The organism is Pseudomonas sp. MWU13-2105, from assembly GCF_023242315.1.
GTDB lineage: Bacteria > Pseudomonadota > Gammaproteobacteria > Pseudomonadales > Pseudomonadaceae > Aquipseudomonas.
In genome coordinates, this window is record NZ_JALLIY010000013.1 from 104,054 (window position 1) to 122,220 (window position 18,167).

Below are 18,167 nucleotides of genomic sequence, written 5' to 3' on the forward strand. Positions count from 1 at the left end.
GTGTCTTGTTTTTCATGGGGTCGGTTTCTATGTCAGCGGTACAAGGTCATTGGCGCGAAGTATCCGAGCAAACTGCACTGACAGCAATAACCACGACAAACATTTTGTCCAGTTCAGCTAGTCTTGGCAGTCAGCTGGTTATTATCGTCGAACGCAAGGAAGACTGGGCCTCTTATTTCCCCAGCGAAGACATCGTCACGGCCCAGGAGTACCTTGAACAAACCCGGGGCAATGAGCCTGGCAAGCGAGTGCAGGTGATCAACCTGTGTCGCAGCTACAAGTACCTGGGCCACGGCTACTACTGCTCGCTGCTGGCCGAGGCGCGTGGGCACAAGGTCATTCCGTCGGTGCGCACGATCAGCGAATTGACCCGCAAGGCACTTTACGGCCTGGCCCTGGACGATCTCGACAAAACCCTCGATAAAGCCCTGGGACATCAACTTTACCAAGGCACCGAAGGCTTTACCCTGACCTTGTATTTTGGCAGTACGGTGATCGAGCCGTTACAAGATCTGGCGCGCCAGTTATTTGAAGTTTTTCCCTGTCCGATATTGTTGGTCGAGTTTAAAAAGACCAATGCCTGGCATATCGACGGGGTCAAGTCGGGAACCCTGCACAAGTTGCGCGAAGATCAGGAAGATCACTTCGCCCAGGCCCTCGACAGTTTCAGTCGCAAGATCTGGCGCGTGCCCCGCTCACGGCGCCTGGCCCGTTATGACCTGGCAGTCCTGCACGATCCGCAGGAGGCGCTGCCGCCTTCCAATGCCCTGGCCCTGGAGAACTTTATCCGGGTCGGCAAGGGCCTGGGCATCGATGTCGAGCTGATCGAGAAAAAGGACTATTCGCGCATCGCCGAATATGACGCCTTGCTGATCCGCGAGACCACCAGCGTCGACAATCACACCTACCGTTTCGCCAAGAAAGCCGAAAGCGAAGGCCTGGTGGTGATGGATGATCCGGCCTCGATCCTGCGCTGCACCAACAAGGTCTACCTGACCGACCTGCTCAAGAGTCATCAACTGGGCATGCCCGCCACGGAGATTCTCTACAAGGAACGACCGGAGGACTTCGAACGGGTCGGCGACCGACTGGGTTTCCCCCTGGTGCTGAAAATCCCCGACGGTTGTTTCTCCCGTGGCGTGATCAAGGTTGAAAGCCAGCAGGCACTGCTGGAGGCCACTGCCGAGTTGTTCGAACACTCGGTCCTGCTGCTGGCCCAGGAGTTTTTCTACACCGAATACGATTGGCGCATCGGCGTGCTCAATCGCAAGCCGATCTTCGCCTGCCAGTACTTCATGTCCAAGGGGCACTGGCAGATCTACAACCACAAGGCCAAGGGCCAGGACATCAACGGCGAATGCCGCACCCTGGCGGTTCACGAGGCACCGCGGGCGGTGGTGGAGCTGGCGGTCAAGACCGCCAACCTGATCGGTGATGGGCTCTACGGTGTCGACCTCAAGCAGTCCGGTGACAAGGTGGTGGTGATCGAGGTCAACGACAACCCGAACATGGACGCCGGTATCGAGGACGCCTATCTGCAGGATGACCTCTACGCCCTGGTGCTCGAGGAGTTCGTCCGGCGCCTGGAGCTCAAGCGCCGTGGCCAGGCCTGGTAGTCGCTGCTTCCAGGCATTGACTTGGTCGCGGAGCCCGGATAACGTCAATACATGACTTCCGTCCAGCGCTTTTCTCAGCCAAGCATTATTACCGCCATTCCTTATCCGGCGGGCTGACCTGTATCTGTTACCCAAACCCGCCTCCGAGGCGGGTTTTTTGTTTCTGTCTCCGAGGCCAACCGAATACCCGGAGACCGCCATGATCCGCACCGCCAGACCCCGCCCGGAACCTGCCACCGATAGCCACCTGCTCGCGGACTATGTGCGAAAGATCCTTGCCGCGCCGGTCTACGACCTGGCGATCTGTACGCCGCTGCAAGGGGCTCCGGCGCTGTCCCTGGCCCTGGGCAATCAGATCCTGCTCAAGCGCGAAGACCTGCAACCGACGTTCTCGTTCAAGATCCGCGGGGCCTACAACAAACTGGTCCGGCTCAGTGAGGCGCAGCGCCGCCGCGGCGTGGTGACCGCGTCGGCGGGTAATCACGCCCAGGGCGTGGCCCTGGCGGCCCGGACCCTGGGGATCCAGGCAACCATTGTCATGCCCACCAGTACACCGGAACTGAAAGTGCGCGGCGTGCGCAGTCGTGAGGCCACGGCGGTGCTGCATGGGGAGAGTTTTCCGTTTGCCCTGGCCCATGCCCTGCAACTGGCCGAAGAGCGCGCTTGTCCCTTTGTCTCGCCCTTCGATGATCCGGATGTGATCGCGGGGCAGGGGACCGTGGCCATGGAGTTGCTCAACCAGCATCCCGGGCCGCTGGATGCGATCTTTGTGCCGGTCGGTGGTGGCGGGCTGATCGCCGGTATCGCCGCCTACGTCAAATACCTGCGACCGGAGGTGCGCATCATCGGCGTGGAGTCGGAACATTCCAGTTGCCTGCAGGCGGCGCTAAGGGCCGGCGAGCGGGTGGTGTTGCCCAAGGTCGGGACCTTTGCCGATGGTGTGGCCGTGGCGCAGATCGGTGCGTACGGCTTTGCGGTCTGCCGGGCGCATGTCGATGAGGTCATCACCGTCAGCAATGACCAGCTCTGCAGCGCGATCAAGGACATCTATGACGATACCCGCTCCATCACCGAACCTTCCGGCGCACTGGCGGTGGCGGGCATCAAGCAATATGTAGCGGCCCATGGGCTGCGCGGCCAGACCCTGGTAGCGATCAACTCGGGGGCCAACATCAACTTCGACAGCCTGCGTCATGTCGCCGAGCGCGCGGCCCTGGGCGGGGCCGCGTGAGCCGCGAGCGCTTACTCGCGGCTGGCTGGCTTGACCAGCTTGGATGGCGTCCAGATCCGGTAGCGGATCTCGAGGTCATCGGGGGCGTAGATCACCAGCGGCAGCTTGCTGTTGTAGCGCAACATGTAGCCGTCGCCGACCACCGGGACGAAATCTTTTTTCGTCTTGCTGCCGGGCGGGCAGGCCATCAGCGTCGACACCGGCCCGATGGTTTTCTCCAGGCGGTAATAGGAGTAGCTCCAACCCTCGAGGTTTTTCTCGTCGAGGTTGCCGCTCAGGCGTTTCTGATTGCAATCGACGGGCATGACCTTGCCGGCGATGATCTCGACCCGGTGATCGGAGTCCTTGGTCATCTTCGGTACCCGAATGACCGAGCGGGTGAAACCGTCCTCGGCCTTGGGGAACGGCGCCAGATCGGCTTTGTCGGCGGCGATCGCGCCAGTGGTGGTGGTTAGCGCCAGCAGGAAGGTTGCGGCGATAGTCGTCGAATTCATGAGCTCTCGTTGCCCTGTCATGAGGGGGACTCCCTCGTTTGATGGATGCGGTGGCGGCACGGCGCCGAATGACACTGGCGTTGGATACCTGTCCAGGCCAGGGGCGTCTGCCACGATACCGGCAAACGGCATGGTCCTAGAAGGCATTTAATGCATTTTGCATTGACGCGCGGGCCTATTAGCGCGCTAACGCGTTGATTTTTCCAACAAACAATAATTCATCTTGTTTCCGCCCGTGCCGTGCTAGGTGGTTGTGTCGGATTGTCGGACGAATAACCTTAACGAGCCGTGTGAAAGGGCCTAATCTAAAAGTCGGTGTCGTCCTCCATGGCTGGACCGGGCGCCCGCCTGAAACGCAGATGTGAATGGCTAACCCTGGCTGTTCTGCCCAAGACCTGGCCGTCTCACATAAAGGAGAGAGTCGCCATGCAAGTATTATCCACGTTGGAATTGCGCAATATCATCGAGAGCAGCTTCCTGCCCACGCGCTGCCAGTGCAGCCTGGGCGCCGACGAGTCGTTGACGGTGAGAGTCTTCGATCGGAAGTCCGAACGGGTCGACCTGGTGGTCACCGGCATCCAGGCGTCGACGCTTGATAGCAGTCGGGCCATTTCCGACCTTATTGCAGAGTTGCGTTATGACCTGAAGACTCATCAGGTCGCCGCGCTTGGCGAAATGAAAGTCCGGGCGCGCTGACGCGCCGCTTCATCTACGCCGACTGAGACATGCGCTTTCCCGGCCGGGGGAGCGCGTGTCCCGTGGAAAATCTTCGCGCCAACGGATAGAACCCTTAACGTCAGTGTCGAACTGCCAGTAAACTGCGCGTCTTCCTCCGTACCATCCATCTCCAGAGGTTTTGCATGACACTCAGTCCTTTTGCGGGCAAGCCGGCACCGGCACAGTTGCTGGTTGATATCCCGCGACTGGTATCGGCCTATTACACCGGCCAGCCCGATGCGGCGATCTCCACCCAGCGTGTGGCCTTCGGCACTTCCGGACATCGTGGCAATTCGTTCGAGCTGAGTTTCAACGAGTGGCATGTCCTGGCCATCAGCCAGGCCATCTGCCTGTATCGCCAGGCGCAGGGGATCGACGGTCCGCTGTTTGTCGGCATCGACACCCACGCCCTGTCCACGCCGGCCGGCGCCAGTGCGCTGGAAGTATTCGCCGCCAATGGCGTAGAGACCATGATCGCCGCCGGCGACGAGTACACGCCGACGCCCGCCGTGTCCCATGCGATCATCTGTTATAACCGCGGTCGCACCTCGGGCCTGGCGGACGGCGTGGTCATCACCCCGTCCCACAATCCGCCGGAAAGTGGCGGCTTCAAATACAATCCGCCCAACGGCGGCCCGGCCGATACCCATGTCACCAAGTGGATCGAGGCCAAGGCCAACGAACTGCTGGGCAATCGCCTGGCCGGCGTGAAGCGCGTCAGCTATGAGCAGGCGCTAAAGGCCAGCACCACCCATCGTCACGATTATCTCAACAGCTATGTGGCCGACCTGATCAATGTCATCGACCTGGATGCCATCCGTTCCGCCGACCTGCGCCTGGGCGTGGATCCGTTGGGCGGGGCCGGGGTGCGTTACTGGACGGCAATTGCCGAGCACTATCGACTGAACCTGGAAGTGGTCAACACCGAAGTCGACCCGACCTTCCGCTTCATGTGCGTGGACTGGGACGGCAAGATCCGCATGGATCCGTCCTCCAGTCATGCGATGCAGGGCCTGATCGGCTTGAAGGAGCGCTTCGACGTGGCCTTTGCCTGTGACCCGGACCATGACCGTCACGGCATCGTCACCCCCTCCGGCGGCCTGTTGGCGCCGAACAGCTACCTGGCGGTGTCCATCGACTACCTGTTCCAGAACCGTCCGCAGTGGCGCGCCGACGCAGCGGTCGGCAAGACCGTGGTCAGCAGCGGCCTGATCGATCGGGTCGCGGCTCGCCTGGGCCGGCGCCTGTACGAAGTGCCGGTGGGCTTCAAGTGGTTTGCCGACGGCCTGTTCGACGGTTCCCTTGGCTTTGGTGGCGAGGAGAGCGCCGGAGCTTCGTTCTTGCGCAAGGACGGCAGTGTCTGGACCACCGACAAGGACGGTTTGATCCCGGCCCTGCTGGCGGCGGAAATGACCTCGCGCAGCGGTCGCGATCCGAGCCAGATCTATCGTGGCCTTACCGATGAACTGGGTGAGCCGTTCTCCGTGCGCGTCGATGCCAAGGCCACGCCGGCGCAGAAGGCCCTGCTGAGCAAGCTGGCACCGGAGCAGGTGACCTCCACGCAACTGGCTGGCGAATCGATCCAGCGCATCCTCAGTCATGCGCCGGGTAACGACCAGGCCATCGGCGGGTTGAAGGTGATGACCGAGAACGGCTGGTTCGCCGCCCGGCCTTCGGGCACCGAGGACATTTACAAGATCTATGCCGAGAGCTTTATCGGTGACGATCACCTCAAGCGCCTGGTGGAAGAAGCGCAGGTGCTGGTGGATGGGGCAATCTCCCCGAACTGATCCCGTGGAGCACGACGCCGTGGCGAGCGGGCTTGCCCGCGCCCGACTGCGAAGCAGTCGTGAAACCGGAGATATCGGTCTATCTGATAGACCGAGTTCGCTGGTTTCAGGGGTGCTTCGCACCCCAGCGCGGGCAAGCCCGCTCGCCACAATGGTTGTTCACCCTTTTTAGTGGGGCGATCAGTGAGTCAAGCCAGGTCCACCAGAATGATTTCGCTGTCCTGCACGGCGGTCACCCGCAGCACCTGCTCATCAGCCACCGCAATCCCGTCACGCGCCTCGGCACGCAGGCCATTGACCTCGATCACCCCCGTGGCCGGCACCAGGTAGGCGCGTCGACCACTGTCCAGGCGATACTCGGCACTTTCCCCGGCCTTCAGGTTGGCCGCCACCAGGCGTGCATCGGCGCGAATCCGCAGGCTCTGGTCGTCGCCGGCCTTGCCGCTGGCCAGGGTGACGAAACCTTCGCCACGCTCGCCCTTGGGAAACGGCTTGGCACCCCAGGACGGGGCGGAGCCGGCCTCGTTGGGAATGACCCAGATCTGGAAGATTTTGGTCGGTGTCGACTCCAGGTTGTACTCGCTATGGGCGATCCCGGTCCCGGCACTCATGACCTGGACATCACCGGCCTCGGTGCGCCCCTTGTTGCCGAGGTTGTCCTCGTGGCTGATGGCGCCTTCACGGACATAGGTGATGATTTCCATGTCCCGGTGCGGGTGCTTTGGAAAACCGCTGCCGGGAGCGATCACATCGTCGTTCCAGACCCGCAGGTTGCCCCAGTTCATGCGTTGTGGGTCATGGTATTCGGCGAACGAAAAGTGGTGGTGCGCATCCAGCCAGCCATGATGAGCGCCGCCCAGGGTCTTGAAGGGTCGAAGTTGCAGCATGAGTCTTCTCCTGTTCAGGTTCGTCGTGGGCCGGCAGAAGCCGGGGAAGGACGGTAACCGGTGGTTGATGGCAGCGATCATCCATCAAAGTGATATCGATAAAAAGCGTAAAAAATGCCTTAAATTAATCGTTTTTATCGATGTGTATAGTTCTCTCCGGACTTTCAATTCGTCGCCTAAATGGCTGATCGACAAGCAATTGACTAGAACTTGGGGCGTAATGGAGCGACCATAGGCCCTTCGCCCAGATCGTCGCCTACCTGGAGTCAGCGTGCCATTACCGACACCCGAACCGCCTGCCGAACTTTCCTCCCTGGCTCAATTGCCCCTGTTCAAGCGCTTGCTGGCCAAGTTGCTGGGCGGCGGGCTGAGTCGCCTGCGCGCCCAGCATGTGGCGTCCTGGTTGCAGGGCCAGGCCGACGGTTTTCGTAGTGGTCACGGCGCGGGCGTCGAGTACGGCTATGAGGAAGGACGGCGCGACGGCCTGGAGGAGGGACGCCAGGTCCTGCTGATCCGCGATTCGCGGCCGCAGGAGCATCGTGCGCCCGGGGTCGACGATAACCTGTTCGACGATTGGCGCCTGCCGCTGACGGCGGAACTGAAGAAGCGGATCAAGGCCGATGTCGCCCGGCTCCTGCCCGCGCACGCGCAACCCAGTGCGGCGCAATGGAAGATGATCTTCAGCGACACACCCTCGACGGCGGTGATCGCCGGTGCCGGTGCCGGCAAGTCGACTTCGCTGGTCCTGCGTATCCTGCTGCTGACCCACTACCTGGGCTTCGAGCTGGACGCGATGACCGTGGTGACCTTCACCCGAGAGTCGCGCAAGGACTTCATGGCCAAGCTGGTAGAGGTGATGGGCCTCTGGGGGCACGTGCTCAGCCCCCGGGATGCCCGTGACGTGGTACGCACCTTTCACTCACGGATACTGCCCATGGTCCGCAGCCTGCCGGGCTTCGGCCAGTTGCAGGCGTTCGAGAACCTCAGCGAGCGTAGCCTGTTTGCTGAAGACGGTGCCGACAGCAACCCGTTCGACCTGCGGATCAACGATGCCCAGCGCCAGCAGTTGAATGCCTGCTACCAGCGTTTGCATACGGATAATCCGCGTTTTCGCGAAGTGCTGGTGCCGCTCTACAAGCAGGCCTTGCAGCTGCGCGAGCTGGATCAGGAGCATCCGGATGTGCGCAAGCGCATGGCGGTCACCGAGCTGGCGTCCAAGCGCGACGAGGAGCTGTGCGATACCCTGGAGGATCTATGGTTTCGTGCCGGTGCCTGGCCGATCCGCGGAATTGAACCGGACCGCGAGGTCATCGAGATCAACGGTTCGCCGTTCCATTGCCACGGTTACATCGCCGAGCTGGAGGCCTGGGTGGTGCTCGGCTTCGATCCCCGGGAGAGTTCGCAGATCAGTCGTCCCGGGGCCAAGCTGACAGTGCGCGCGGAATGGGCGGTAAAGCGCACACTATTTCAAGCTTTCTGTCGTAAACCATTGATATGGTTGGATAGTTACGAGTCAGCAAAATGTGTTCTCGCATCCCTGGCCGGGGATGTCACGGCCGGTCCCGGGTTCGATTACAAGGTCAAGGGGGAGCTGGCATCGGCGCCGCTGCTCGACTGTTTTGTGATGGCCGCCGGCTTTATCGAGAACCTCGGCCTGGATGTACCCGCCGCCGTGGCGCGGATGAGTTTCGCCCAGGACGATCCGGACCGCTTCTTCTTCGAGGCCCTGAGCCTGTTCTGGAAGGCCCTGGAGAGCCATCTGCTGGCCCAGTCGCCACCGATCATGACCTATAACCGCATGTTCTCGCTGTTTGGCGAAAACACCCCGGAAAACCAGGCGCTGCTCAGCGACGAGCTATTGCGTCCGTTGTCGCACCTGATGATCGACGAGTTCCAGGATGTTTCACCGCAGATCGTCTCCTGGCTGCGGGCCAGCCTGCGGGAAATCCGTCGTCGCGGCCCGGCGCTGCAGGTGGGCCGGGCGGCTCGGCATTCGTCGCTGTTATGCGTGGGCGATGACTGGCAATCGATTTATGGTTGGCGCGGCAGCTCACCCAAGTACTTCATGGAGTTCAGCAAGCAGTTCCCGTCGCCGACGACGACCCGGGTCATGCTCAGCGACAATTACCGCAGTCACCAGCACATTATCGATGCAGCCGAGCATATCGTCCGCGCGGCACCGGCGATTGCCGGGAAAAAGGCCAAGGCCAGCGGGGCGCCGAAGGAGCTGTGGCCGGTCAAGGTGCTGGATCGTGACGATGCCGGTTTGGCCAAGCGCCTGGAGGAACATTACCGGCACGGTGAAACTGTATTGATGTTGTTTCGAAAAAGTAGTGATAAGTTACTGATTAATGAGCATATTTCGTCTGTAGTTAATGTTGATTCTAGCTTGCCTGCCGGACAGCGCCGGCTCAGGCAACTGACTTATCACAGTGCCAAGGGGCTGCAGGCCGATGTGGTGTTCCTGCTCGGTGATTGCCTGCACCTGACCCGTTCGCCCTACAAGAACCAGGTCTATCGCCTGGCCGGGCTGGGCGACGATGGCGATGCCGAGGCCTACGACAATGCGCAAAAGGACGAGATCCTGCGGTTGGCGTACGTTGGCATCACCCGGGCGGTGAAACACTGCTACTGGTATCTGGACGGGCAGGATGGCCAGGCCGCGAACGGGCCCAAGGCCTCGGATCGGATTGCGCCGGACAAGGCGTTTTTCGCTGATTTGCGGGTCAAGCCCTGAAGGTTGTGCGGCGGTAGATGGAATATTGAACCTGTGGGAGCGGAGCTTGCCCGCGAAGACGTCCGTGAGCACGCTAAAAGCTTCGTGGGCAAGCTCCGCTCTCACAAGGACTGCCTGGCAAGCCTTCGAGTCAGTTGACAGCCCGCAGGCTCACGGGCGGCACAAAGGCCTCGAGCTCATCTTCAACCGCCTCGATGATCCGCTCGACATCGGCGGCATTCATCACCGTGGCGCAAGGAATGCCGGCGATGACGATCAGCGTTTCGCCACTGGCCCGGTCGAACAACCGGGCGACCATGCTGCCCGGCGCATCCATGCTGGCTTCGAAGCCCATGGGATGAAAATGCCAGCGCATCAGTTGGCAAGCGTTGGGAAAGGTTACCTTGCTGAAGACTTCACTCATCTTGCCCACCTGTTTCATTGAGCACTTCCTTTTGCTCGTCGGTAGGAACGGCGGGACCTCATGGTCCCACCCGCGCAAGGCTTAAAAATAGCATCCGTTCAATGGATGCAGGAGAGTTTTTCAAGCCGTTCGGCAACTGTTTTCGTGTAATTTGATCTGCGTCTATATACCTTGATTCGAGTGCGCCATGTCTGACGACGATGACGGCCCGCAGCAGACCCGGGCGACCGGCGAAGCCGTGCTGCGTTACCACCTGTGCTGGAAACATCGCGACCTCGACGGGGTGATGGCGCTTTACCACCCCGAGGTCCAGTACCACGACTTCTTTCAGAACCGCGTCCTGGGGCTCGCGGAATTGCGTGAATACGTGCGCTCGAGCATGCCGCGTGAATCGGACGAAGCCCTGGAGCACAGCGACCGCATCCGCCTGGATGGCAACACCGCGTTTATCCAATACCAGACCACCCTGCGGGGTGGCCAGGGCCTGGTGTCGTTTCGTTCCAGCGAGGCGATCACCGTGCGTGACGGCCTGATCTGGCGCGTCAACGAGTATGCTTCCCTGGTCCGTGAACAGGTCACCCGCGAAACGCCCGGTGGCCTGCGCGCGGCGGCCAGTCGCCTGGGCTTGTCGCCGCGGCAACTGAGCTTCATGGCGGCCGACCTGCAACAGTATTTCCAGCGCCGGCAAGCCTACCTGGACCCCGACCTGGACTTGCAGCGGGTGGCCAGGGAGTGCGGTTACAGCCGCAATCAGATTTCCTATCTGCTCAACCAGGTGCTCGGCCAGAGTTTCTACCGCTACGTCAACCAGGCGCGCTTGCAGCATCTGCTGGCCGCGCTGGACAAGGCCGTGCCACCGCTACGTATCGATGAGCTGGCGTTCGCCGCCGGGTTCAATTCCCTGTCGGCCTTCTACAAGTGCTTTCGCGAGCACACCGGCCTGTCGCCCAAGGCTTATGCCAAGCAAATTTCTCTGCGTGCACGCGCGCAAGACAGCCTCTGAGCGCTGGTACTAGGATCGCAACCATCTGTTACAGGTTGTGGAGTCTGGAATGCCGGCATGGCGCAATATCAGTTTATGGATGGATCAGCTCGATGAGTCGCTGACGTCCCGGGCCTCCCTGGAGCAGGACCTGGATGTTGATGTGGCGATTGTCGGCGCCGGTTATACCGGGCTCTGGACCGCGTATTACCTCAAGCGCCAGGCCCCGCAATTGAATGTGGTGATTGTCGAGGCGCAGACCGCCGGTTTCGGCGCCTCGGGGCGCAATGGCGGTTGGGTGATGGGCAATCTGCTGGGCGAAGACCGTCTATTGGCCGCGCTGTCGCCCGAACAGCGGCGAGCTTCGTTTGACTTGTTGCATGCGATTCCCGACGCGGTGAAACAGGTTACCGATCGCGAGGGCATCGACTGCGACTACCGCAAAGGTGGCGCGCTGTACTGCGCCGCGCGTTACCCCGAGCAGGAGCACAGCCTGCGCGCCTATCTGGACAAACTCTACAAACAAGGCCTCAACGAGAGCGACTACTGCTGGCTGAGCCCCGAGCAACTGGCCCGGCAGATTCGTGTTGCCCGGCCCTACGGCGGCATTCAAGCCGCCCATGTCGCTACCGTCCAGCCGGCCAAGCTGGTGCGTGGCCTGGCCCGGGCCGTCGAGCGCCTGGGCGTGCCGATCTTCGAAAACAGTCCGGTGACCGATTGGCGTCCTGGCCACTTGCGCACGGCCCGGGCACAGATCCGCAGTCGCTGGGTGGTCCCGGCCGTGGAAGGCTACTCGGTGACGTTGCCGCCCCTGGGCCGTTATCAACTGCCGGTGCAAAGCCTGTTGGTGGCCACCGAACCTTTGTCCGAGGCAACCTGGGAGCAGATTGGTCTAAGCCAGGGCCAGGCCTTCAGCGAGAGCAGCCGCCAGGTCACCTATGGCCAGCGTTCGGCGGACAACCGCTTGATCTTCGGCGCCCGCGGCGGCTATCGCTTTGCCGGTCGGCTACGGCATGACTTCGATCTCACCGCCAGCGAAATCGGATTGCGGCGCTACCTGTTCGGCGAACTGTTCCCGCAACTGAAGAAGGTCCGCATCACCCATTCCTGGGGCGGCAACCTGGGGATGTCGCGAAGCTTCCATCCGCACATGCTCTGCGACCGGGCCAACGGCATCGCCCTGGCCGGCGGTTACGGCGGCGAGGGCGTGGGCGCCAGCCACCTGGGCGGGCAAACCCTGGCCGACCTGATCCTTGAACGGGACAGCGAGCGGGTCCGGCAACCCTGGGTGATCCGCGAGGGCGGTCTCCAGGTGCTGAAGGCCTGGGAGCCCGAGCCCTGCCGCTGGCTGGGCTACAACGCGATCATCCGCAGTTTCGTCCATGAGGACCAGACCCTGGCCAACCCCAACACAGCGCCGTGGCGGCGCAAGCTGGCCAGTGGCGTGGCCGGCTTCATGGAAGGTTTCATGCAGTAACCGGCGCCTGGGCGCCGGCTCATCCATCCGCGGGATCAAGCCTATGAGCATTACGCAATTCAAACACACCGGCACTGCCGTCCTTGAGGTTTCCAATCCGGTGGCGGTGCCCCTCGGCGAGCAGGTTTCGCTGGCTTCGGTCACCTGCGTCGAGCGCGACGACGGCGTCGAAACCGGGATCTGGGAATGCACTCCCGGTCGCTGGCGGCGGCAGATCGTCGCCCAGGAGTTCTGTCACTTCATCCAGGGGCGCTGCACCTTTACCCCGGACCACGGCGAGCCCTTACAAATAGAAGCCGGCGATGCACTGATGTTGCCGGCCAACAGCACCGGGATCTGGGATATCGAGGAAACCGTGCGCAAGACCTATGTGCTGATTTTCTGATCCTCTGATCGCCCGAACCTGCCAACAAAAACTCACACAGGAATCGACTCATGATCCGTATGTCCCTTGTTCCCTTGATGCTGGTCGCGTCCCTCGGCCAGGCGGCCGAGACAGTCAAGATCTTTAACTGGTCGGAGTATATCGCCCCGGATACCACCAAGAGCTTCCAGGCGGATACCGGGATCGGTTTCAGCTATGACGTCTATGACAGCAACGAAACCCTGGATGGCAAGTTGATGACCGGCAAGTCCGGCTACGATGTGGTGTTTCCGTCCAACCACTTCATGGCCCGGCAGATCGAGGGTGGGGCGCTGAAAAAACTCGACAAGAGCCAGTTGCCGAACTGGAAGAACCTCAACCCGGCGTTGCTCAAGGCGCTTGAGGTCAACGACCCCGGCAATCAACATGGTTTCCCGTACCTATGGGGCAGTACCGGCATCGGCTACAACATCGACAAGGTCAAGGCGGTCCTCGGCGACAGTGCGCCGCTGGACTCCTGGGATTTGATCTTCAAGCCCGAGAACATGCAGAAACTGCAGAAGTGCGGGGTGGCGATACTCGATAATGGCCCCGAGTTGCTTCCGGCGGCCTTGAATTACTTGCACCTGCCACACCACAGCAAGAGCCCGGCGGACTATAAGAAAGCCGAAACCTTGCTGATGAAAGTGCGTCCCTATGTGGCTTATTTCCATTCCTCCAAGTACGTCAGTGACCTGGCCAACGGCGATATCTGTGTCGCAGTCGGCTTCTCCGGCGATATCCTGCAAGCCGAGAGTCGGGCCAAGGAAGCGAACAACGGTATTAACATCGGCTACTCGATTCCCAAGGAAGGCGCCGCCATCTGGTTCGATATGGTGGCCATGCCGGCCGATGCCCCGGATGAGAAAGCCGGTTACGCCTTTATGAACTATCTGCTGCGCCCGGAGGTGATGGCCAGCATCAGCAACTATGTGAAGTACGCCAACGGCAACGCGGCGGCCGATGCCCTGGTGGACCCGGCGCTCAAGGCCGATACCAAGGTTTACCCGAGTCCGGAAATGATGGGCAAGCTGTTTGCCCTGGAAGCGATGCCGTTGAATATCGACCGGATTCGTACGCGCCTGTGGAGCAAGATCAAGACCGGAGAATGATTCGCTACAACTGTGTGATCCACTTGTGGGAGTCCGCTGGTACGCCCACAAGTTACTCCTGTTATTGATTGAGCGGACATGGATGCAATGATGGCGTATAGCCATAACTTCAATTGTGTAAGGGATCCAATGTGTCAGTCTTGAGGCACCTGTTCACAGGTCGCTCATAAAGTGAAATATTTTTTCATGGCCCCCTGAATAAAATCACAACGCCTGCCGATAATCAGATGCAAGCCCACCGTCGACAAGAAGAGTGGTGCCAGCACTGTCGGTACGGCCTTTTGCTATCCGGCACGTCTCCGGCATGGAAGCTAGTAGTCCTCACGTCCATAGAGAGCAGCCCATGTCCCTACGAAATATGAATATTGCTCCTCGCGCCTTTCTCGGTTTTGCATTCATTGCATTACTGGTGATCGCGCTGGGAGTCTTTGCCCAGACCCGCATGACGGTGATTCGTCAGGCTTCCATCGACATGGAAACGAATCAACTGCCCAGTGTGGGATACCTCGGCAATGTGATCGAAGATGTGCTGCGCTTGCGCCTTCTGTCGTTTCGCGTGTTGGTCAACCGCGAACCGGCGGATTTGCAGGAAGCTGAAACGCGGATCTCGGCGTTGGTGGAAAAGGTTCGCAAGGATCAGAAGAGTTATGCCGACTTGCCGGCTGACGGCGAAGAACTGGCCAAGTACAAGGAGTTCGAGGCGACGCTGGATACCTATATGCGGGACCAGAACCAGATGCTGGAGTTGTCGCGCCAGAACAAGGTCGACGAGATGCGTAGGCTGATCAACAACCAGATCAAGGCCGGCACGGACCTGATGGGAGTGCAGCTCAACCAGTTGGTGAATATCAACAAGGCCGGGGCCAAAGCCACGTCGGCCCTGGCTGGCGAGGAATACCGCAGTGCCAGTTTCGGCATTATCCTGGTCTCGGTGATCGCGGCGTTGGCGACCGTGCTGCTGGCCTGGTTGTTGACCCGCAGCATCGTGATGCCGCTGAACCTGGCGGTCCAGGCGGCTGAAACCATTGCTGGCGGCAACCTGACCAAGGCCATTGCCAGCGAGGGCAAGGATGAGCCGGCCCGTTTGCTCGGTGCGTTATCGAAGATGCAAGGCAACCTGCGCAAGACCATCGAACAGATCTCCGGTTCGGCCACGCAGTTGGCGTCGGCGGCTGAAGAGCTCAGCGCGGTGACCGAGGAGTCGTCCCGCGGGCTGCAGCAGCAGAACAACGAGATCGAGCAGGCGGCCACGGCGGTCAACGAAATGACCAGCGCGGTCGAAGAAGTGGCGCGCAATGCGGTGTCGACCTCGGAAGCTTCGCAGCAGTCGAACCAGGCGGCACGGGAAGGACGCGACCGTGTGGTGCAGACGGTGGAGGCGATCCAGGCCATGACCCAGGACGTGCAAAGCACCTCGGTACTGATTGAAGGCTTGGCGACCCAGGGGCGCGACATCGGCCAGGTGCTCGACGTGATCCGCGCGATTGCCGAACAGACCAACCTGCTGGCCCTCAACGCCGCCATCGAAGCCGCGCGGGCGGGCGAGGCCGGGCGCGGTTTCGCGGTGGTGGCCGATGAAGTGCGGGCGCTGGCCCATCGCACCCAGCAGTCGACCAAGGAAATCGAGCAGATGGTCGCCGGTATCCAGAATGGCACCGGTCAGGCCGTGCAATCGATGCAGCAGAGCAACCAGCGGACCCAGAGCACCCTGGAAACGGCGCGTGCCGCCGGTGTGGCGCTGGAGCAGATCACCCACTCGATCAACCTGATCAACGAGCGCAACCTGGTGATCGCCAGCGCCTCGGAAGAGCAGGCGCAGGTCTCCCGTGAAGTGGATCGCAACCTGGTGAACATCCGCGACCTGGCATCCCAGTCTGCCGCCGGAGCCAACCAGACCAGTGCCGCCAGCCACGAACTGTCGCGCCTGGCGGTGGACCTCAATACCATGGTTGCGCGCTTCGTGATCTGAGCCGCGAGCGTTGCCGCGTCCTGGCACCGCTCGCACCGGCACCGCTGTCAGTGCTGGTAGGCCTGCGGATTGACCAGGTTCGCCGGTCGTTCTCCGGCCAGCGCCGCCAGCAGGTTGTCCACCGCGCAGCGGGCCATGGCTTCGCGGGTCTCGTGGGTGGCCGAACCGATATGCGGCGTGGCCACCACATTGTTCAAGCTCAGCAAGGGCGAGTCCGCCGCCAGCGGTTCGCGCTCGAATACGTCCAGGCCGGCGCCACGGATCTGCCGACTCTGCAAGGCCTGGATCAGCGCCTGCTCGTCCACCACCTTGCCCCGGGAAATATTGATGAGGATGCTTTCCGGGCGCATCAGGGCCAATTCCCCGGCACCGATCAGCCCCTCGGTTTGAGGGGTCAGGGGCAGGGTCAGGCAGATAAAGTCGGCTTCCCGCAACAGTTCGTGCAGTCCCAGGTAGCGCGCATTGAAGCGCCGCTCCACCTCGGGCTTGGGTGAGTGGCTGTGATAGAGCACCGGCATGCCGAAGCCGAAATGCCCGCGCTGGGCCAGGGCTTCACCGATCCGGCCCATGCCGATGATGCCGAGCTTCTTGCCATGCACATCCGTGCCGAAATGCAGTGGACCGATATTCCGCATCCACTGTCCGTTGCGCACCAGGTTCGCCAGTTCCACCACCCGTCGGGCACTGGCCAGGATCAGGGCGAAGCCGGTGTCGGCGGTGGTTTCGGTGAGCACATCGGGGGTGTTGCTGAGCAGGATCCGCCGGCGGGTCAGGTAATCGATGTCGTAGTTGTCGACCCCCACCGAAACGCTGGCGATGGCTTCCAGCCGTGGCGCCAGGTCGAGCAGCGCGGCGTCCAGCTTCAGGCTGGCACCGAGCAGGCCGTGGGCCGCGGGCAGGGCGGCGCGCAGTTGCGCCAGGCCGTTGTCACCGAGGTCGTCGATCAGGGTGACCTGGGTGTGCTCATGCAGGCGGGCCATCAGCGGGGGCGAGAGCTTCTTGTACAACACAACCGGTTTTTTCATTGGATTCGCTCGACAGGGTTCAGGGATGGGAGAGCGCGCGCGGCCTTGGCAAGCCCTTGGGGGCTGCGCGATCGCTGGCGCCGGGATTGAGGAACACGGTCAGGATCACTGACAGCAGCAAGGCGCCGCTCATCAACAGGTAGGAAGCTCCCGGCGAGCCGGTTTCGCTGTTCAGGTAACCCACCAGGTACGAGCCGCCGAAGGAGCCCAGGGCACCCATGCTGTTGATCAGTGCCATGGCGCCGCCGGCGACGTTGGCCGGGAGGATTTCCGGGACGATGGCGAAGAACGGCCCGTAGGGCGCGTACATGCAGGCGCCGGCGATCACCAGCAGGCTGTAGGACCACCAGAAATGCTCCGCGCCCAGGGCGTAGGAGGCATAGAAGGCCACCGACGCCACCAGCAGCGGCGGCCAGACAAAGCGTTTGCGTCGTTGCAGCTTGTCCGAGCCCCAGGACACCGCGAGCATCGCGATCACCGCCGCCAGGTAGGGCAAGGCCGACAGCCAGCCGGCTTCGACCATGTCCATCTTCAACCCGCTTTTCAGGATCGACGGCAGCCACAGCACAAAACCGTAGACGCCGATGCTCCAGCAGAAAAACTGCAGGGCGAGGATGATCACCTTGGGTTCGCGGAAGGCCTGGGCATAGTTTTTCACCGCCTTGATGCCGACCTGCTCGGCCGCCAGGGCGCTGTCCAGATCGTGTTTTTCCCGCGCGCTGAGCCAGCTCGCCCGGGCCGGACGCTCGTCGGCCAGGCGCCACCAGATAAAGGCCCAGATCACTGCCGGCAGGCCCTCGACGATAAACATCCAGCGCCAGCTGAAGTGCTGCACAAGATAGCCCGAGACCACCGACATCCAGAGCATCGTCACCGGGTTGCCGAGGATCAGGAAGGTATTGGCCCGTGAGCGCTCGGCGCGGGTGAACCAATGGCACAGGTACACCAGCATCGCCGGCATCACGGCGGCTTCGACCACGCCGAGCATGAAGCGGATGCCGACCAGCATATAGGCATTGGAGACAATGCCGGTGAGAGTGGCCAGGCCGCCCCAGAGAATCAGGCTGACGAAGATCAGCTTCTTCACACTGTGCTTTTGCGCGTAAAGGGCACCGGGCACCTGGAAGAAGAAGTAACCGAGAAAGAACAGCGCACCGAGCAGTGACGACAGGCCCGGAGTGATGTTGAGGTCGGCGGCCATGCCCGAGGCGGCGGCGAAGCCGTAGTTGGCGCGATCGAGGTATGCCAGGCTGTAGGTGATAAAGACGATGGGCATGATGTACCACCAGCGGCGGGTGGCGAGTTTCAACGTATGCATGGTGTG

Annotated in this window: 15 protein-coding genes and 1 pseudogene; 11 read left to right on the plus strand and 5 right to left on the minus strand. The window is 61.5% G+C overall.

Annotation, left to right across the window (positions count from 1 at the left end; genetic code table 11):
* Positions 1 to 29 precede the first annotated feature (29 nt).
* Both M5B96_RS19915 and ilvA read left to right on the plus strand, forming a co-directional pair.
* Positions 30 to 1,616, plus strand: coding sequence for a RimK family protein (locus M5B96_RS19915; protein ID WP_248798525.1), 1,587 nt, complete (start codon positions 30 to 32; stop codon positions 1,614 to 1,616).
* Positions 1,617 to 1,815: 199 nt separating this feature from the next.
* Complete coding sequence (ilvA, locus tag M5B96_RS19920) at positions 1,816 to 2,847, plus strand: threonine ammonia-lyase, biosynthetic (protein ID WP_248798527.1); 1,032 nt, start codon at positions 1,816 to 1,818, stop codon at positions 2,845 to 2,847.
* Between the two features lie 11 nt (positions 2,848 to 2,858).
* Here ilvA and eco read toward each other — a convergent pair whose 3' ends face one another.
* Positions 2,859 to 3,341: a serine protease inhibitor ecotin gene (gene eco, locus M5B96_RS19925; RefSeq protein ID WP_248798529.1), complete on the minus strand. Its 483-nt coding sequence runs from the start codon at positions 3,339 to 3,341 to the stop codon at positions 2,859 to 2,861.
* A 426-nt stretch (positions 3,342 to 3,767) separates the two neighbouring features.
* Between eco and M5B96_RS19930 the strand changes: the two genes are divergently transcribed.
* Complete coding sequence (locus tag M5B96_RS19930; RefSeq protein WP_248798531.1) at positions 3,768 to 4,037, plus strand: DUF1652 domain-containing protein; 270 nt, start codon at positions 3,768 to 3,770, stop codon at positions 4,035 to 4,037.
* A 164-nt stretch (positions 4,038 to 4,201) separates the two neighbouring features.
* A complete protein-coding gene (gene pgm, locus M5B96_RS19935) occupies positions 4,202 to 5,848 on the plus strand; it encodes a phosphoglucomutase (alpha-D-glucose-1,6-bisphosphate-dependent) (protein WP_248798533.1) in 1,647 nt (548 codons plus the stop codon).
* A gap of 188 nt (positions 5,849 to 6,036) precedes the next feature.
* On the opposite strand, the gene M5B96_RS19940 is transcribed toward pgm, so the two are convergent.
* The gene (locus M5B96_RS19940) at positions 6,037 to 6,735 is read right to left on the minus strand and encodes a pirin family protein (RefSeq protein ID WP_248798535.1); all 699 of its coding nucleotides are present in this window, start codon (positions 6,733 to 6,735) and stop codon (positions 6,037 to 6,039) included.
* A 271-nt stretch (positions 6,736 to 7,006) separates the two neighbouring features.
* Between M5B96_RS19940 and M5B96_RS19945 the strand changes: the two genes are divergently transcribed.
* The gene (locus M5B96_RS19945; RefSeq protein WP_248798537.1) at positions 7,007 to 9,472 is read left to right on the plus strand and encodes a UvrD-helicase domain-containing protein; all 2,466 of its coding nucleotides are present in this window, start codon (positions 7,007 to 7,009) and stop codon (positions 9,470 to 9,472) included.
* Between the two features lie 130 nt (positions 9,473 to 9,602).
* Here M5B96_RS19945 and M5B96_RS19950 read toward each other — a convergent pair whose 3' ends face one another.
* Positions 9,603 to 9,893 (minus strand): DUF1652 domain-containing protein, encoded by a 291-nt coding sequence (locus M5B96_RS19950; protein ID WP_248798538.1) that lies wholly within the window; start codon positions 9,891 to 9,893, stop codon positions 9,603 to 9,605.
* Positions 9,894 to 10,062: 169 nt separating this feature from the next.
* On the opposite strand from M5B96_RS19950, the gene M5B96_RS19955 reads away from it, so the two are divergent.
* The 6 genes and pseudogenes from M5B96_RS19955 to M5B96_RS32770 all read left to right on the plus strand — a co-directional run bounded on the left by M5B96_RS19955 (position 10,063) and on the right by M5B96_RS32770 (position 15,818).
* Entirely contained in the window at positions 10,063 to 10,878 is an 816-nt protein-coding gene (locus tag M5B96_RS19955) for an AraC family transcriptional regulator (RefSeq protein WP_248798539.1), read from the plus strand.
* Between the two features lie 49 nt (positions 10,879 to 10,927).
* The gene (locus M5B96_RS19960) at positions 10,928 to 12,334 is read left to right on the plus strand and encodes an NAD(P)/FAD-dependent oxidoreductase (protein ID WP_248798540.1); all 1,407 of its coding nucleotides are present in this window, start codon (positions 10,928 to 10,930) and stop codon (positions 12,332 to 12,334) included.
* Positions 12,335 to 12,377: 43 nt separating this feature from the next.
* Positions 12,378 to 12,719, plus strand: coding sequence for a cupin domain-containing protein (locus M5B96_RS19965; protein ID WP_248798542.1), 342 nt, complete (start codon positions 12,378 to 12,380; stop codon positions 12,717 to 12,719).
* A 50-nt stretch (positions 12,720 to 12,769) separates the two neighbouring features.
* Positions 12,770 to 13,849 (plus strand): polyamine ABC transporter substrate-binding protein, encoded by a 1,080-nt coding sequence (locus M5B96_RS19970; protein WP_248798544.1) that lies wholly within the window; start codon positions 12,770 to 12,772, stop codon positions 13,847 to 13,849.
* A 358-nt stretch (positions 13,850 to 14,207) separates the two neighbouring features.
* Positions 14,208 to 14,960, plus strand: a pseudogene (locus M5B96_RS32765) (MCP four helix bundle domain-containing protein); the annotation flags it as partial.
* A complete protein-coding gene (locus M5B96_RS32770; protein ID WP_371917161.1) occupies positions 14,955 to 15,818 on the plus strand; it encodes a methyl-accepting chemotaxis protein in 864 nt (287 codons plus the stop codon). The pseudogene M5B96_RS32765 and the gene M5B96_RS32770, both read left to right, overlap by 6 nt.
* 47 nt (positions 15,819 to 15,865) lie before the next feature.
* Here the strand turns inward: M5B96_RS32770 and M5B96_RS19980 are convergent, their stop codons facing one another.
* Positions 15,866 to 16,843: an NAD(P)-dependent oxidoreductase gene (locus M5B96_RS19980; protein WP_248798547.1), complete on the minus strand. Its 978-nt coding sequence runs from the start codon at positions 16,841 to 16,843 to the stop codon at positions 15,866 to 15,868.
* Between the two features lie 19 nt (positions 16,844 to 16,862).
* A complete protein-coding gene (locus tag M5B96_RS19985) occupies positions 16,863 to 18,161 on the minus strand; it encodes an MFS transporter (RefSeq protein ID WP_248798549.1) in 1,299 nt (432 codons plus the stop codon).
* Positions 18,162 to 18,167: the final 6 nt, after the last annotated feature.

What these genes read in the sequence shown, in the direction of transcription:
- M5B96_RS19915 (WP_248798525.1), top strand. Translation starts at nt 30, where the DNA reads ATGTCAGCGGTACAAGGTCATTGGCGCGAAGTATCCGAGCAAACTGCA.
- ilvA (WP_248798527.1), top strand. Translation starts at nt 1,816, where the DNA reads ATGATCCGCACCGCCAGACCCCGCCCGGAACCTGCCACCGATAGCCAC.
- eco (WP_248798529.1), bottom strand. Translation starts at nt 3,341, where the DNA reads ATGAATTCGACGACTATCGCCGCAACCTTCCTGCTGGCGCTAACCACC.
- M5B96_RS19930 (WP_248798531.1), top strand. Translation starts at nt 3,768, where the DNA reads ATGCAAGTATTATCCACGTTGGAATTGCGCAATATCATCGAGAGCAGC.
- pgm (WP_248798533.1), top strand. Translation starts at nt 4,202, where the DNA reads ATGACACTCAGTCCTTTTGCGGGCAAGCCGGCACCGGCACAGTTGCTG.
- M5B96_RS19940 (WP_248798535.1), bottom strand. Translation starts at nt 6,735, where the DNA reads ATGCTGCAACTTCGACCCTTCAAGACCCTGGGCGGCGCTCATCATGGC.
- M5B96_RS19950 (WP_248798538.1), bottom strand. Translation starts at nt 9,893, where the DNA reads ATGAAACAGGTGGGCAAGATGAGTGAAGTCTTCAGCAAGGTAACCTTT.
- M5B96_RS19955 (WP_248798539.1), top strand. Translation starts at nt 10,063, where the DNA reads ATGTCTGACGACGATGACGGCCCGCAGCAGACCCGGGCGACCGGCGAA.
- M5B96_RS19960 (WP_248798540.1), top strand. Translation starts at nt 10,928, where the DNA reads ATGCCGGCATGGCGCAATATCAGTTTATGGATGGATCAGCTCGATGAG.
- M5B96_RS19965 (WP_248798542.1), top strand. Translation starts at nt 12,378, where the DNA reads ATGAGCATTACGCAATTCAAACACACCGGCACTGCCGTCCTTGAGGTT.
- M5B96_RS19970 (WP_248798544.1), top strand. Translation starts at nt 12,770, where the DNA reads ATGATCCGTATGTCCCTTGTTCCCTTGATGCTGGTCGCGTCCCTCGGC.
- M5B96_RS32770 (WP_371917161.1), top strand. Translation starts at nt 14,955, where the DNA reads ATGCAAGGCAACCTGCGCAAGACCATCGAACAGATCTCCGGTTCGGCC.
- M5B96_RS19980 (WP_248798547.1), bottom strand. Translation starts at nt 16,843, where the DNA reads ATGAAAAAACCGGTTGTGTTGTACAAGAAGCTCTCGCCCCCGCTGATG.
- M5B96_RS19985 (WP_248798549.1), bottom strand. Translation starts at nt 18,161, where the DNA reads ATGCATACGTTGAAACTCGCCACCCGCCGCTGGTGGTACATCATGCCC.